The sequence below is a fragment of the Neopusillimonas maritima genome, from assembly GCF_003576595.1.
GTDB classification, from domain to species: domain Bacteria; phylum Pseudomonadota; class Gammaproteobacteria; order Burkholderiales; family Burkholderiaceae_B; genus Neopusillimonas; species Neopusillimonas maritima.
In genome coordinates this window covers 671,019-684,830 of record NZ_NQOU01000002.1, presented here as the reverse complement: position 1 = coordinate 684,830, position 13,812 = coordinate 671,019, and the positions used below count along the sequence as shown (strand labels likewise).

Annotated in this window: 12 protein-coding genes; 3 read left to right on the top strand and 9 right to left on the bottom strand. The window is 52.9% G+C overall.

Annotation, left to right across the window (positions count from 1 at the left end; all coding sequences use genetic code 11):
* Window position 1 precedes the first annotated feature (1 nt).
* Entirely contained in the window at window positions 2–331 is a 330-nt protein-coding gene (cyaY, locus tag CJO09_RS08200) for an iron donor protein CyaY (RefSeq protein ID WP_119441911.1), read from the bottom strand.
* Window positions 332–361: 30 nt separating this feature from the next.
* Between cyaY and lptM the strand changes: the two genes are divergently transcribed.
* From lptM to CJO09_RS08185, 3 genes are all read left to right on the top strand, one after another.
* A complete protein-coding gene (gene lptM, locus CJO09_RS08195; RefSeq protein WP_119441910.1) occupies window positions 362–559 on the top strand; it encodes an LPS translocon maturation chaperone LptM in 198 nt (65 codons plus the stop codon).
* Between the two features lie 113 nt (window positions 560–672).
* Entirely contained in the window at window positions 673–1,938 is a 1,266-nt protein-coding gene (lysA, locus tag CJO09_RS08190; protein ID WP_119441909.1) for a diaminopimelate decarboxylase, read from the top strand.
* Complete coding sequence (locus CJO09_RS08185) at window positions 1,939–3,768, top strand: bifunctional diguanylate cyclase/phosphodiesterase (protein WP_119441908.1); 1,830 nt, start codon at window positions 1,939–1,941, stop codon at window positions 3,766–3,768. It abuts the gene before it with no gap.
* Between the two features lie 14 nt (window positions 3,769–3,782).
* Here the strand turns inward: CJO09_RS08185 and CJO09_RS08180 are convergent, their stop codons facing one another.
* The 8 genes from CJO09_RS08180 to CJO09_RS08145 form a co-directional block, all read right to left on the bottom strand.
* Window positions 3,783–4,445: a cysteine hydrolase family protein gene (locus tag CJO09_RS08180; protein WP_119441907.1), complete on the bottom strand. Its 663-nt coding sequence runs from the start codon at window positions 4,443–4,445 to the stop codon at window positions 3,783–3,785.
* A gap of 45 nt (window positions 4,446–4,490) precedes the next feature.
* Window positions 4,491–5,510 carry an aromatic ring-hydroxylating oxygenase subunit alpha gene (locus CJO09_RS08175; protein WP_119441906.1) on the bottom strand — a complete coding sequence of 340 codons (1,020 nt, stop codon included), beginning with the start codon at window positions 5,508–5,510 and terminating at the stop codon, window positions 4,491–4,493.
* A 97-nt stretch (window positions 5,511–5,607) separates the two neighbouring features.
* Window positions 5,608–6,711, bottom strand: coding sequence for an NAD(P)-dependent alcohol dehydrogenase (locus CJO09_RS08170; RefSeq protein WP_119441905.1), 1,104 nt, complete (start codon window positions 6,709–6,711; stop codon window positions 5,608–5,610).
* 2 nt (window positions 6,712–6,713) lie between these two features.
* A complete protein-coding gene (locus CJO09_RS08165) occupies window positions 6,714–8,165 on the bottom strand; it encodes an aldehyde dehydrogenase family protein (protein WP_119441904.1) in 1,452 nt (483 codons plus the stop codon).
* A 1-nt stretch (window position 8,166) separates the two neighbouring features.
* Entirely contained in the window at window positions 8,167–9,417 is a 1,251-nt protein-coding gene (locus CJO09_RS08160) for a flavin-dependent oxidoreductase (RefSeq protein ID WP_119441903.1), read from the bottom strand.
* Between the two features lie 15 nt (window positions 9,418–9,432).
* Window positions 9,433–11,376, bottom strand: coding sequence for a TRAP transporter permease (locus tag CJO09_RS08155; RefSeq protein ID WP_119441902.1), 1,944 nt, complete (start codon window positions 11,374–11,376; stop codon window positions 9,433–9,435).
* A gap of 26 nt (window positions 11,377–11,402) precedes the next feature.
* Window positions 11,403–12,356: a TAXI family TRAP transporter solute-binding subunit gene (locus CJO09_RS08150; RefSeq protein ID WP_119441901.1), complete on the bottom strand. Its 954-nt coding sequence runs from the start codon at window positions 12,354–12,356 to the stop codon at window positions 11,403–11,405.
* Window positions 12,357–12,526: 170 nt separating this feature from the next.
* Window positions 12,527–13,732, bottom strand: a complete 1,206-nt coding sequence (locus CJO09_RS08145) for an FAD-dependent oxidoreductase (protein ID WP_158582739.1) — start codon at window positions 13,730–13,732, stop codon at window positions 12,527–12,529.
* Window positions 13,733–13,812 lie beyond the last annotated feature (80 nt).

The window sequence follows — 13,812 nt, the reverse complement described above, 5'->3', positions numbered from 1 at the left end:
CCTAAACCGTTACTTTGATGGGTTTGCCGCTGATTTCCGAGCAAATTTGCGAAAGCGTGTCGGCCATGTCGGGGCCGCCTCGTGTATCCACCCATTTCTGCCCGTCGAAACGGTAGTGGAAACCGCCGGTACGCGCGGCCACCCACATTTCCTTCATGGGGGCCTGGCTGTTCACAACGACCTGAACATCATTGTTGAAGATGACGGTCAGAACATTGCCGTTGCGGTTGGCGTCAATGTCGAGATCGTAAAGCGCCGCCCAATCATCGGCCTGGCTTTCAAGGTGATCAAGAATGGCTTCACTGCGTGCAAGAAATTCTGATTCGTTCATAATGACTACCTATAATTTTTGGAGTGACTCATGCGAGCGTCGTTAAAACAGGCTCCCGCGTTAACATCGTTAACTCGCATTGTAGCCAGCATTGCATTGTTATGGGGCGTGGCCGCCTGTGGTTATAAAGGGCCGTTAACGCAACCGCCTCCGGCGCCGCCCGATTCCTCCCTGACCACTCCGCCGGCACCGCCCGATAACATGAGCGAAGGGCCGTCTACGCGTTAACCCTTGTGTTTTGCTTGCCCGGTTGGCCTGGTTCATTGCTATGATTAGGCCCGTTCCGAGGCATTATTACTTGTAAGTGACGTAATTTAAATGACCCCATTCCGTTTCAACGCATGACTGTTTCCCCTCATTTCAATTTTAAACAAGGCGTTTTGCATGCCGAGGGGGTGCCGCTTACCCTGCTGGCCGATGAATTCGGTACGCCTCTGTATGTTTATTCCCGTCAGGCACTCAACGACGCATGGCAGTCATACGCTGACGCGGCGGCGGGCCGCAATGTGTTGGTGTGCTTCGGAATGAAAGCTAATTCGAATCTGGCTGTGCTGAATGAGTTCCGCAAGCTGGGTGCCGGTTTCGATATCGTCTCCGGGGGCGAATTGGCACGCGTTATGGCAGTGGGGGCGGACCCTGCAAAAATTGTTTTTTCCGGCGTGGGTAAGCAAGCCTGGGAAATGCGGGCGGCTTTGGACGCCGGCGTAAAGTGCTTCAATGTCGAGTCTGAACCCGAACTGGAACGTCTGGCGCAAGTGGCTGCGGAAATGGGTAAAGTGGCGCCGGTATCGTTACGAGTGAATCCCGACGTGGATGCGCAAACGCATCCGTATATTTCCACGGGGTTGAAAGAGAACAAGTTCGGCATTGCCATTCAGGATGCCCCTGCCGTGTATGCGCGGGCGTCGGCCATGCCGAGTCTGAAGGTGGTGGGGCTTGACTGTCATATCGGCTCCCAGATAACCCAGGTGAGCCCGTATCTCGACGCGCTCGATAAATTACTGGTGCTGGTTCGAACATTGCAAAGCCAGGGCATTGCAATTGAACACCTCGATTTGGGTGGCGGTATTGGTATTCGTTATACCGATGAAACATTGCTGTCGCCGAGTGCCTTGCTGAATCAGGTTTACGCCCGTTTGCACCAAGAGCAATTAAGCGACCTGCAGATTGTGCTTGAGCCGGGCCGATCGTTGGTGGGCAACGCGGGGGTTTTGCTTACACGGGTTGAGTACCTTAAGCATACCGAAGCACGTAATTTCGCAATTGTTGACGCGGCCATGAATGATTTGCTGCGTCCTACGCTTTACGATGCCTGGCACGATGTGGAGCCGGTACAGCAACCCGCAGAGTCGGCGCAGGCGCAAACCTACGATGTGGTGGGGCCGATTTGTGAAAGTGGCGACTGGCTTGCCAAGGCGCGTACCTTGGCCTTGAAACAGGGTGATTTACTGGCGATTATGTCTGCCGGCGCCTATGCCTTTACGATGGCCAGTCAGTACAACACCCGGCCGCGCCCTGCTGAAGTGATGGTCGACGGCACTGCGTTCCATGTGGTGCGCCCGCGAGAAGCGCTGGCCGACTTGTTCGCTTCCGAGAGAACGCTATAGATGACGGCGTTTGACAACCTGGCAGGCTCAGAGTTGCTGTTCGCACTGGTCGTGTCGGCGTTGCTTGTTTTTGTTTTGGTGGTCAGTACCCGTTGGGCTGAGCGGCGCAGCCGCTTACGTTCCCAGGCTGAATTGCAGCGGGTATACAGTGTAGCCCCCATCGGCATGTTTTCACTTTCTCTTGAAGGCAAGCTCACCAATATTAATCATGTGTTGCGGGACATGCTCGATATTCCCGAGCTGAACGAGCATTATGGCTTGTGGGAAAACCATTTTGGCCGGCAAGCATGGATTCGCTTGGTGAATGCGCTTGAAATGGATGGTCAGGCCGAGCTTGAAATTCATAACCTGCGTCACGCACCTCATATTCCGCGTCGCTCTTATTTGGTTAAAGCGGTGCTTGAGGCCGATCGTATTGAAGGCTCTTTGCAAGATATCACCGGTCATGCCGATGCGATTTCCAAGTTGCGTTTGCAGGCCAACCGGGATCCCTTAACCGACGCCCTTAATTCCAAAGGGATCGATCTTCAACTGGCGGACAGTTTGCGACGGCTCGAAGAAGGTGAAACGTTCGTGCTGGGTTATCTGGAATTGAACTCCCTGAAAACGGTGAATAATCTTTACGGCAAATCGGCCGGTGACGATGTGCTGAAGCAAGTGTGCGAGCGCGCAAAACAGGTGCTGGGCATGGAAGGGCAATTGGGGCGACTAACGGGCTCCGAGTTCCTGATCTTTTTTGTGAATGTGGGTCTCGATAAGGCGCGCAAGCTGTGTCAGTCGATTCTGGATGACTTGCATAGTCAGCCTTGCCTGGTGGGAACAACCCCTTTTCGTTTCAAGGCGTCGATGGGTTTGGTGGGAATTGAACCTGCTCAAATTGATGCACACGACGCGGTATTGGTCGCCAAAAGAGCCGCGCGAGAAGCGCGTGAATCCGGTTTGAATCATGTTGTTGTGCATCAGCATAGCGCTGAGGCGTTGTCGGAACAAAGCCAGGAGCTGCGCTTGTTGCGTAAATTCAGCAGTGGTTTCGATGTCACCGGTTTCTCGGTTGTGATGCAGCCTATTATGTCGTTGAATGATCCATTCGGCTCACTGAATTTTGAGGTCTTGCTTCGCATGCATGATCCCAAAGGGGCGTTGGTACCTACCGGCAAAATCATTTCCGCCGCCGAAGAAAGCGGGATTATGCCGTTAATCGACCATTGGGTGGTCAGTACCACGCTGCAATGGCTGCATAATAATCAACATCGGCTTGAAAACACGGAGTTTGTCTGTGTGAACTTGAACGGCATGTCATTGAATGATGATTCATTTGTGGAGATGTTTTTTGCCCTGTTTAGTCGTTATGGTCATGTGGCGCGCAAATTGCTTATTGAAATTACGGAAAGCGTTGCCATAAAAGACATGGAGCGTACCCGAAGCTTTATTTCCCGGGCACAGGAAAAAGGCGCAAAAGTAGCGTTGGATGATTTCGGGGCAGGCTACACTTCGTTCGCCTACCTTAAGCAGTTGCCCGCCGACGCCTTGAAAATCGACGGCGCGTTCATCTGCAATATGAATGAGCATCCTACCGACGTGGCGATTGTGCGTGCCATTGTGACGTTGGCTAAAAGTCTGAACATGATCAGCATTGCTGAATGGGCCGAAGACCTGGCCACTTTGCGCACCTTGAAGGAACTGGGGGTCGATTACGTGCAGGGCTATGTTATTGCGCGTCCACAGTCGCCGGAATTAATCCCGTATGCGCTGAACAGCGCCGGGTTTATTGAAGATAAAAAAACGCGGCAGTATTTAAGCTATGGGCAGCCTGAAGCCCAAATTATTTAGCTTTACGCGTCAAGTTAAAGTCGCGCAATGACGTCGTCAGCGCCCAGCACATCCCCAAAATACAGCATCCACGCTTGCAGGGCGAACTCATGTTCCTGTGAGGTGAAGGCTGACAAGGCATCATGCACCATAATGCTGCGGTAATTCAACATCATGGCGTTACGGGCGGTGGATTCACAGCACACGTTTGTGGTGGTGCCGCCAATGAGCACGTTTTTGACGCCTTTATCCTGAAGGACCTCGTGCAGGTTTGATGAGTTGGGTGCCAGGGCGCTGTAATAGCGCTTCACCACGCGCGTGTCGGTTGGCGCGACGTCAAGTTCGGCAGCCAGCTCATAGCCCGGGTGGTCAACCGACATTTCCGTTAAACGGCGTTGGCTCAGTTCCGGTTTCAGCATGTCGTGATGAAAATGCGCCCAGAATGTGTCGGCATTATCGGCGCAGGTTTGCACCCAAATAACATGGCCACCCGCTTCACGCAGTGCGTTGGCCAGCTTGTTCACGGCAGGGAATGTGGCGGGTGCCGCTTTGCATTCGCCCATATAACCCGGTTGGGTGAAAAAGTTCTGCAAGTCTACAACCACAAAGGCCGTTTCTTCCGGTTTGAAGTGGTCGTAGGCGTGCAGTTTTCCCTGGCGGGCAATGACCCGGTCGGTGACCCATTTTGGGAATTCCATAAAAGCTCCTTCAGGGCCGTTTGAGCCAAGACGAGTCCTGCGCGTTCAGGTTATTCCGGCATCTGCGTCTTGAGCGGCCAATTTTTCAACAATACGACGTGCCGATATTGAGCCGCCATCTGCTCTGATACTGACCTCCGGTATAGCGCGATCATCGGTTTCAATTAATACTTGTTGCGCTTCGATCACTTCAACATCTTCCATGAACGTCTTAAGTATTTGGTCTTTTATGATCTCATCCAACTCTTCGTTCTCAAGATCAAAACAACGCGTGACTGTCCAGAAATAAAGTGTGTTTCGTTCGTCAACCGGTGTAAGGGAGTTCAAGGAAAACCAACGCATACCTTGTTCAAGATCGTCCACCCCAGTAGGGTAACCGCGCGCATCAATGGAGATATGCGCAGGCGCCTGAAAGCGAATGATTTGCCAGCGATCAATATTACCTTCGAAGCCGCGCACCCGTTTGAACAAGGGCGGTGGTGGGGTGTTCTCCATGATTCTTTTCACGTGGACTTCATGGCCATTCAGTTGGTATTCCATTGGTGTCTCAGCAACGGCGGAATTACCAATGGTTTTTCCGTGTACGTAAGTTTCATGCGTCAGGTCGAGCAAATTGTCGGTAAGAAGCTGATAGTTTGCTTTAACTGGGATACAGCCACCCAGCGCTTTCCAGCCTGGGCTATCGTTGTACTCAAACGCAGGAAGTAATGACTCGTCGGCCTCGTCGGGCTGGCCCATCCAGATCCAAATCCATTGCCATTTTTCCACGACTTTATAACGTCTTAAGCTCAATGCGCTGGGTACTTTTTCTTGCCCGGGAACCCGCACACAATTGCCTTGGCAGTCGAAGGTGATTCCATGGTACGCGCACTGGACATCATCACCCACCAGGTTACCTTTCGATAGTGACGCGCGCCGGTGGGGGCAGCGGTCGTGCAGCGCAACGACTTCCCCGGCTTGTGTGCGATAGAGCACAACCGGTTCGCCGGTAATCCATTTTTGCACAAGATGATGGCCGATTTCATCAGCCCAGGCGGCGGCATACCATCCATTCTTTATAAACATTGTTATCTCCTTCTCTAAAATTCTGTAAACAATGCGATTTCAATCAATTGTGTTGAACAGCTTTTATTCTTTTGGTTACGTTGAGATTCGGGTCGGTTCAAGTTAGCGGCATCCGGATAACGGGCTTGATTGCTACTCCCGACTCCATGTCTTCAACGGCCTGATTAATGTCGGCAAAATCGTAGAACCGAATGAGCCGGTCGAAGGGAAAGCGCCCTTGTTTGTATAGTTCGATCATCTGCGGGATAAAAATGTCCGGTACGCTGTCGCCTTGGTGAACGCCGCGGACCGTGCGTCCGCCCAATACCATTTGCAAAATATTAATGTGGGCATCGGCGCCTTTGGCTGTATTGATGAGGGCGCACACACCACGTGGTGTCATGTGGCCTACAGCCTCTTTAATAATGCCTAGGTGGCCAGTTGTGTCGACCACATAGTTCAGGCCCTGTGGGGCAATCTCACGAATGCGGGCAAAGGTGTCTTCTTCGGAGCCGTTAATGGTGTGTGTGGCTCCCAGCTCTTTTGCCAACGCCAACCGCGAGGCCTGGGTGTCGAGCGCAATAATGGTCGCCGCGCCGCACAAATGAGCGGCCATAACGGAAGCCATGCCCACTGATCCTACGCCCAGCACGCCAATTTTGCTTCCTGCGCGGACCTTCAAGGCGTTAATGACGGTTGAGGCACCGGTTTGAATGCCGCACCCCAACGGGCCCAGCAACTCAAGCGGTACCGATGAGTCAACAGGAATAACATTGCGTTCGGTGCAGATGCTGTAGGTGGCAAAAGAAGACTGGCCAAAGAAATGACTATGGATTTGTTCACTACCTTTACGTAATGATGTTGTGCCGTCGATGCGCTTGCCGGAAAATGCATGTCGGCCCAAGTATTGGCAATAAGCAGCGTCGCCCTGGATGCAGCTCAGGCAGTTGCCGCAAGAATCGAAGGTTATAACAACCGGATCGCCAGGCTTTACTTTTTTAACTGAATCACCCACCTTTTCAACAATTCCCGCGCCTTCATGCCCGAGCACGGTGGGCTTGGGCGTGAATCCGTCGGTATTGCGCATATTGACATCGGTGTGGCAGATACCCGTGGCGACGATCTTGACTAATACTTCATTTGGCCGCGGAGCCTCAAGCGCGAGTTTTTCAAGCGAAAATGGTTGCTGCGTTTCACGACAGACAGCGGCGGTGATTTCCATAGTCATGACGTTTTAGTTTCAAAATAAAAATGCTTGGTACGCATAAAATCGTACATGCCTTCGAGACCGTGCAGCTTTCCATATCCGCTGTCGCCATATCCACCCGTTTCGGCTTCGGCAAACAGGCGGTTGTGAGTATTGCACCAGACATTGCCAAAGTTCAGTTTCGAGGCCATGCGCCGGGCCAGGAAAAGGTCTTGTGTCCATACGCTGGACGCAAGGCTATAGCGTGTGGCGTTGGCGCGGTTGATGGCTTCGGCTTCGTCGTGGAAACGCTCCAGCACCAATAATGGACCAAACAGCTCATCTTGAATGAAAGGCGAGGCAAGGTCGTCGACTTCGATCAGGCTGGGCGTAATGAAGGCGCCGTTGGCCAGCTCGCCTTCGGGAATTTGGCCTTTTACAATGACGCGTGCTTCTTTTTCCGCACGCTCCACCAGCTTGGCTATGCGGTCGCGGTTGGCAGTATCAATGAGGCAGCCCATTTGTGAGGCAGCGTCATTGCCCGGCCCAACTTTAATGCTTTGCAAGGCCTGGGCCAATTGGGTTTTGAATGCGTCGTAAATGGCGTCGTGTACCAATACACGCGTAATGGCGGTGCATTGTTGCCCGGCCAGCACCGTTGCGCCTGCCACCACACCGCTAACGGTTTTGGCCATGTCGCAGTCGGGGAAGACCAGGGCGGGGGCTTTGCCCCCCAATTCCAGTGACAACCGCTTTAACGAAGGTGAGGTTGATTCGGCAATCAGTTTGCCCACGTGGGAAGAGCCCGTAAAGCTGATGACGTCGACATCCAGCGATTCGCACAGGTGCTGTGAAACGGCAATGCCGGACTCGATAACCGAGTTCACAATGCCGGCGGGGATGCGTTCGTCGTTGGTCAGGTACTCAAGAGCGAGGTTATGCGCGGTGCTGGTTTGAAAGGCGGGCTTGATAACAACGGAGCACCCTGCGGCTAACGCCGGCGCGAGCGATCGGACCAACAATAGCAAGGGCGCGTTCCAAGGCAGGATAATGGCGGCAACGCCGGCAGCTTCGCGATCGAGTATGGAGAACGCGCCGGGCTCGACCTCGAGATTGCGTCCGTACTGAGTGCGGGCCAACCCAGCATAGTACTTAAGCTCGGACACACTGCCCATCACTTCGCCCATGGCTTCGCGATGCAGTTTGCCATTTACAGTAACCAGCCAATCGGCTATTTCAGCTTTGCGCGCTTCCATACGGGCGGCAAAGTCAAAAAGTATGTCGGCACGCAAACGGGGGCTGTTTCGCCAGTTGGTTTCATCGAAGGCGCGTCGTGCAGCCGCGACCGCAGCCAGTGCTTCTGCTTCGGTGCCGTCGCAGTAGTCGTAGGCATGTTCATTGGTAGCTGGGTTGACGCCCTTTTTAATGTTGCCGGTACCTGATACGGCTGATGTCCATTTCCCGTCGATATAATGTTGCGCGAGTTTCATACTAAACGACCTCTTTACGTAAATCTTCTACTTTGAAACCCGCGACGCTTTTGTATTTGTTGGAAATCGAGGCGAGTTCATTCTGACTGATGTAGTCATCAAGGTTTTTGAAGGGCTTGCCGCCTGTGCGGTCGTGCACTTCTTTGAGAATTGTGTCAGGCGGAGCTACTCGATTCATGAGTACTACCTCAGTGGTAGCTTTGACCCGAATCCGATCGTATTCTGACAAGGCTTTTTCGGTTAAACCGTGCTGTCGAAGCTGTTCAGTCAGGCAGGGCGCATCGAGAATGGCTTGACCTGCACCATTGGAGCCTCGCGGCACCATGGGGTGCGCTGCGTCGCCCAGCAGGCTTATTCGACCAAAGCTCCAGCGTGGAAGGGGGTCTTGGTCGACCATGGGGTATTCCAGAATTTGCTCGGTCTGTTCAATCATGGCAGCCACGTCGAGCCAATCGAAATGCCAGTCGGAAAACGCGGGGAAAAAGGCCTCCAGTCGGCCTCTTCCATTCCAATCACGTTTGGCCGGGTATGGCGCTTCAATTTCGGCGACCCAATTAATCAACTGGTTACCTTGGTCGTCGATGTTGTTGCGAACAGGGTAAATAACCATTTTTCCAACTGACAACCAGCCTGCCCGTACCATACTGGCGCCGCTAAGGAACGGTTTCATGGGGGTTGTGCCACGCCACATATTTACACCTGAATAGCGCGGTGCGCCTTCATTTGGGTAAAGCTGTTTGCGGATGATCGAATGAATACCATCACAACCGATAACAATTGAGCCCTTTACATCGACCTTGGTTCCGTCGGGGTGCTCGAAGTGAACAATGACACCCTCATCGTTCTGTGTCGCCCCAGTGCAACGATGACCAAGATGAATGGCGTCGCGTCCGATGCGCTCATGTACGGTGTCGATCAGGATGTTTTGCAGGTCACCTCGATGGATCGAAAACTGCGGCCAGCTGTACCCGGCGTCGATACCTGAGGGCTCACTATACACGAATTGTCCGAATTTATTAAAAAAGACAGATTCTTTCGTTTTGATGGCGGCTTGGGATAATGCAGGCACTAGCCCGAGGCTATCGAGCACTTTGACTGAGTGGGGCAGGAGATTGACGCCCGCGCCTAAAGGTTTGATTTCCGGGACCGATTCAAACAGCGCGCATGAGAACCCTGCTTGATGCAAGTTAAGGGCGAGTGTGAGTCCACCGATTCCGGCACCCACAATGACGACATCATACTTTTTGTCCATTGTTCAATTTCCTAATCAAGTGGCGGGTGTTGCCGCTTCACGCTTTTTATGTAGAAAGTGCAGGCCTGTCAGAATGGCCATGAGTATGACGCCGACCACGTCAGTCCATCCTGCATCTGAGAAGGTATCTGCAGGAATTAACATGAGGAGTCCCGCGACCATAAACAAGATTCGATAACCACCATTGACGGCGGTCGAGAAATAGCCGACAACTGCAACTGTTCCCGCCAAAATGCCTATGGAGGCAGTGGTGACGGTCCACAGTACTGACGTCATCGTGCCCTCCATAAGTAAACTGGGCGAGAGGGCGAAAAGGAAAGGGACAATATAGGAGCACCATCCTACCCTGGTCGCGGCCCAACCGGCTTTGGAGCCGTCACACCCGGCAATATTGGCTGCAGCAAAGGCGGCAATTGCGACGGGGGGTGTCACCATGGACATCATTCCAAAGTACATGACGAACATGTGGGAAGCCATCGGTGAAATGCCCGCCTCGATCAGCGCTGGTGCGATGAGGGTGGCAAGCAGGATGTAGACCCCGACTGTGGGCATTCCCATACCCAGAATAATTGCTATAACGGCAGTCATGAGAAGGAGTATGAGAATACTATCGCCACTCACGGTCAAAAGTTGCAGGGTAAGCCCGAAAGCTAACCCAGTTAGATTTAACGTTCCAATTACCAAGCCCGCCGCTCCGGCAATGATAAGAATATCGATCGAGGCGCGTCCTGTATTAATGGCTGCCAATAGCAGTTCTTTAATTGGGGTGCGTTGCTTTTTATATCCGAACGCCAAGTTGAAAATAATCAATAGTGCTGAGGCTTGCAGTGCGGCATACTCTACTGCCACGCCGTAAAACATGATTCCCAGGACCAAGATGACGAAAGGGATAGGGAAATACCACCCATGTCGCAAAACTTCTTTCAGTGCCGGAAGGCGATCCATCGGTTCGCCTTTAATTCCTAGCTTAGCCGCGGCCAGGTCAACTTGAATGAAAAGTGCCAAGTAATATAGAAACGCAGGAATAAAAGCTGCTATCAGTACTGATGCGTAGGACACCTGCAGTAATTCGGCCATTAGAAAAGCCGTTGCGCCCATTACGGGAGGGGCGAGTTGCCCTCCTGTCGAGCCGACGGCTTCAATGGCGGCGGCGGTGTGACTTGGGAAGCCTGATCGCTTCATCATGGGAATGGTGACAACGCCGACAGCGGCGACGTTTGAGACGGCACTCCCGGAAATCATGCCAAAAAGCGCGGAGCCTGCAACGGAAATTTTTGCAGAGCCGCCTCTGTAGCGACCCATCATGGCCATTGCCAAATCGGCAAAAAATTGTGAACCGCCGGTTACAGCCAGTATTTGGCCCATAAGGGTAAAAGGGATAACAACAATGATTGCAATGGCCAGGGTTTGGCCCAAAACGGCATTTGTGTCCATCCCTAGATAAACCAGTAAGCGTGTGAAGTCGACCGGTCTGCTAACGAATGTGTCGGGTAGCAAATGCCCAGTTAGAGCATAGAGGAAGAGCACCAGAACGACGATAACCAGTGTTAAACCCGCTGTACGCCGAGTCGCCTCAATAATTAAACCGACAATTAAGGCACTAATAATAACGGCGTCCAACGGGCGGTAAATAACTTCATTTACCAGTGCGGGATAGCGTACCGCAATGTAAGTACACGCTATTAGCCCCGCTAGTCCCGCAATGGCATCAATCCAAGGCGTGGGGGCGTCGGGGGGGGAAGGCCGGGCACGGACGAGTAAAAAAGCCAGACCAAGGCCGAAGCCAAGAATCAGAGCCAGGAACTGTTCGTTATAGAACGTCCAACCCATATACAACGGCACCTTCAGGACCCAGCCGATCACTGTAAGTGTCAGCAAGGCTTGAAGAATGAGAGATGCCGTATTTCGCAAAGGTGCAGGAACACCTTGCTCAAGACGCCCGGACGCCGAGATTTTCATGATGCTTTTCCGCTTGAGGTGCAGGGTTATTTAACCAGCCCTACTTCTTTGAATAGACGCATTGAGCCGGCATGGAATTCAAGGGGCATGTCGGGCTTGTACATTTGTTTGACATTGAATCCACGGAAAGGTGCGAAAGAGTTGGCGAGTTCAGGCTGATTTTCATAAAGCGCCTTCATGGCTTTGTAGACGACTTCGTCAGGCGTGTTGGGGCTGGTTAACAATAAATTGTCGTAGGCCAGCACGGGTGTTGGCTCTGTGAAGCCGGGGAGGCCGGGGCGGGGCGCTTCATTGACTGAATAGCCGTAGGGATAAATTTTTCGCATCGCGGCCAATTGGGCTTCGCTGGTGCCCATGGGGAGCATGCGAAGACCGCCGACGGAAGCATCAACCTCGGTAACTTTGGCGGCACCCACCGCAAAATAGAATGCGTCAGCATTGCCGGCGATTAGTTCGTCGGCACCACGCACCACATTGGGGACTAGTACTTGGCGGATGTCGTCGGGACCTAAGCCACCTGTCGCTAGCAAACCGTCGAGTACGGTGTTAATCGAACCCATGGCAGTAAAGCCGTAAGTAACGCGTTTACCTTTCAGGTCGGCGAGGGAGTTGATGTCGGAGTCGGCACGTACAAACAGTGCGGTTTTCAGGGGGAATATAACGGAGGCAATTTGAAGGTTCTTAGCGGGTCGGCCCTCAAACGCTCTTTCGCCGTGTTTTGCTTCAGCGGACTCAAGGATGTTGGCAATACCAAAATCAAGCTCGCCCATATCAACGAGCGGAATTAAAACGCTTTCACCGCTATTGGGCTGTACACGAGCCTGCATTTTGGTTTGTTCGGCAATCACTTTGGCGATGGCCGAGCCGCTGGAGTAGCTCATGGTGCCTTGGCTCATGGTACCGACCCCTACATTCTGGGCGGCGGCAGTGCTGGTAAGGCCAACGGCAAGCGCCAGCCCGGCAAGAAATTTCAATTTCATTTTTGTCTCCTGGAGTGGAACTGATTTTATGTAGTGGCAATGTGAAATTTCATTGCCCTACATGCTGAAAACATAGGGGGTTAAAAATTTCTGAAACATGCTCATTTTTGACTCTAGCATATTTTTACCAAAAAAAAGAGTTGGGGAAAACGCACCCCCAACCCTTAAGGCTATTCGATTTGCGCAGCGCGCCGGACGCTGTTGATCATTGACGAGTTCATCAGAAAGGCCCGGTGTTTTTCCGGATCTGCGGCGGTTTCGCGCATTTCGTCCAGGCGCTGGGCGCGGATTTCAGGGTCGCGCTCTTCAAGCATTTTCTTGTTTCGGATGGTGATGGCCTGCACATATTCAACATTGGTGATGCGACGTTGGCGGTCATAAAGGTCCAACAGGTCGTTGTCCGCGTTTTCCTGCAAGACCTTGCCAAGTTTGTCGGCCAGGTTCATGGCGTCGTGAATACCGCTGTTCAGGCCCATGCCGCCCAGGGGGTTGTTCACGTGTGCGGCGTCGCCGGCCAGCATAATGCGACCCTGCCGGAATGTTTTGGCAACGCGCTGATGCACGCGATAGATGCTGCGATACGGAATGTCGTAGGTGCGGTCGGGCGATAAAAAGCCTTGGATTCGGCTTTGCACGTAGTCATCGGACAGCACGGTTTCTTCGTCTTGATCCGGCTGAATGGGGAACGCGATTCGATAAATGCCGGGGGGGCCATTGTGAGGCTGCACGAAAATGGCGGCCCATTCGTCGGGGTCGGCAATATAGGCGTTGCCGGTAAACCCGACACTTTTCAGATCGAACGTGGTGGCGAAAACCAAAAAGCGTTCGGGCCAGGTGAAACCTTCGAACTCGATGTCGGCTGTTTTGCGAACGATGCTGTGGGCACCGTCGGCTCCAATCAGGTAGCTGGCGCGTACCTCTTGTGTTGTGTCGCCCGATTTGATTTGTACCGTGACACCCTCTTTATCCTGGGTAAACCCAACACATTCATGGCCGAACAATACCTGTGCGTTCGAGAATTTCTGCAAGGCCTGGTAAGCAAGCCGGGAGACCTTATGCTGTTCGCAATGAAGGCGGAATGGGTAAGGGGTTTCGTCGGCGATACGACCCAGGTCGAACTGGGCAACCAGCCCTTTCTTGCGGTCGCGAATTTGCCACTCCGGCACTTTAATGCCCAGTTGCAGCAAATCCTGTCCGATGGAAAGCGTATCGAGCATTTCAACGGTGGGCGGGTGGAACGTGCCTGCCCTGAGGTCGGTTGGAATATCGGTACAGGTTTCCAGTACTACGACGTTAATGCCTTTCTCGGCCAGCGATAACGCCGCTACTAATCCCACCGGCCCGCCGCCGGACACAATGACAGGGTTGTTGTCCATAAGTTGTTTATCCGTGAAAATAGGATCGGGGAGGGTCGCGAAAGATAATGCTGTCGCTGTGTCTCCAAACCTGCCTATAA

Excerpts from the sequence above, each read along its gene's own strand:
- cyaY (WP_119441911.1), bottom strand. The coding sequence starts at position 331 with ATGAACGAATCAGAATTTCTTGCACGCAGTGAAGCCATTCTTGATCAC.
- lptM (WP_119441910.1), top strand. The coding sequence starts at position 362 with ATGCGAGCGTCGTTAAAACAGGCTCCCGCGTTAACATCGTTAACTCGC.
- lysA (WP_119441909.1), top strand. The coding sequence starts at position 673 with ATGACTGTTTCCCCTCATTTCAATTTTAAACAAGGCGTTTTGCATGCC.
- CJO09_RS08185 (WP_119441908.1), top strand. The coding sequence starts at position 1,939 with ATGACGGCGTTTGACAACCTGGCAGGCTCAGAGTTGCTGTTCGCACTG.
- CJO09_RS08180 (WP_119441907.1), bottom strand. The coding sequence starts at position 4,445 with ATGGAATTCCCAAAATGGGTCACCGACCGGGTCATTGCCCGCCAGGGA.
- CJO09_RS08175 (WP_119441906.1), bottom strand. The coding sequence starts at position 5,510 with ATGTTTATAAAGAATGGATGGTATGCCGCCGCCTGGGCTGATGAAATC.
- CJO09_RS08170 (WP_119441905.1), bottom strand. The coding sequence starts at position 6,711 with ATGGAAATCACCGCCGCTGTCTGTCGTGAAACGCAGCAACCATTTTCG.
- CJO09_RS08165 (WP_119441904.1), bottom strand. The coding sequence starts at position 8,165 with ATGAAACTCGCGCAACATTATATCGACGGGAAATGGACATCAGCCGTA.
- CJO09_RS08160 (WP_119441903.1), bottom strand. The coding sequence starts at position 9,417 with ATGGACAAAAAGTATGATGTCGTCATTGTGGGTGCCGGAATCGGTGGA.
- CJO09_RS08155 (WP_119441902.1), bottom strand. The coding sequence starts at position 11,376 with ATGAAAATCTCGGCGTCCGGGCGTCTTGAGCAAGGTGTTCCTGCACCT.
- CJO09_RS08150 (WP_119441901.1), bottom strand. The coding sequence starts at position 12,356 with ATGAAATTGAAATTTCTTGCCGGGCTGGCGCTTGCCGTTGGCCTTACC.
- CJO09_RS08145 (WP_158582739.1), bottom strand. The coding sequence starts at position 13,732 with ATGGACAACAACCCTGTCATTGTGTCCGGCGGCGGGCCGGTGGGATTA.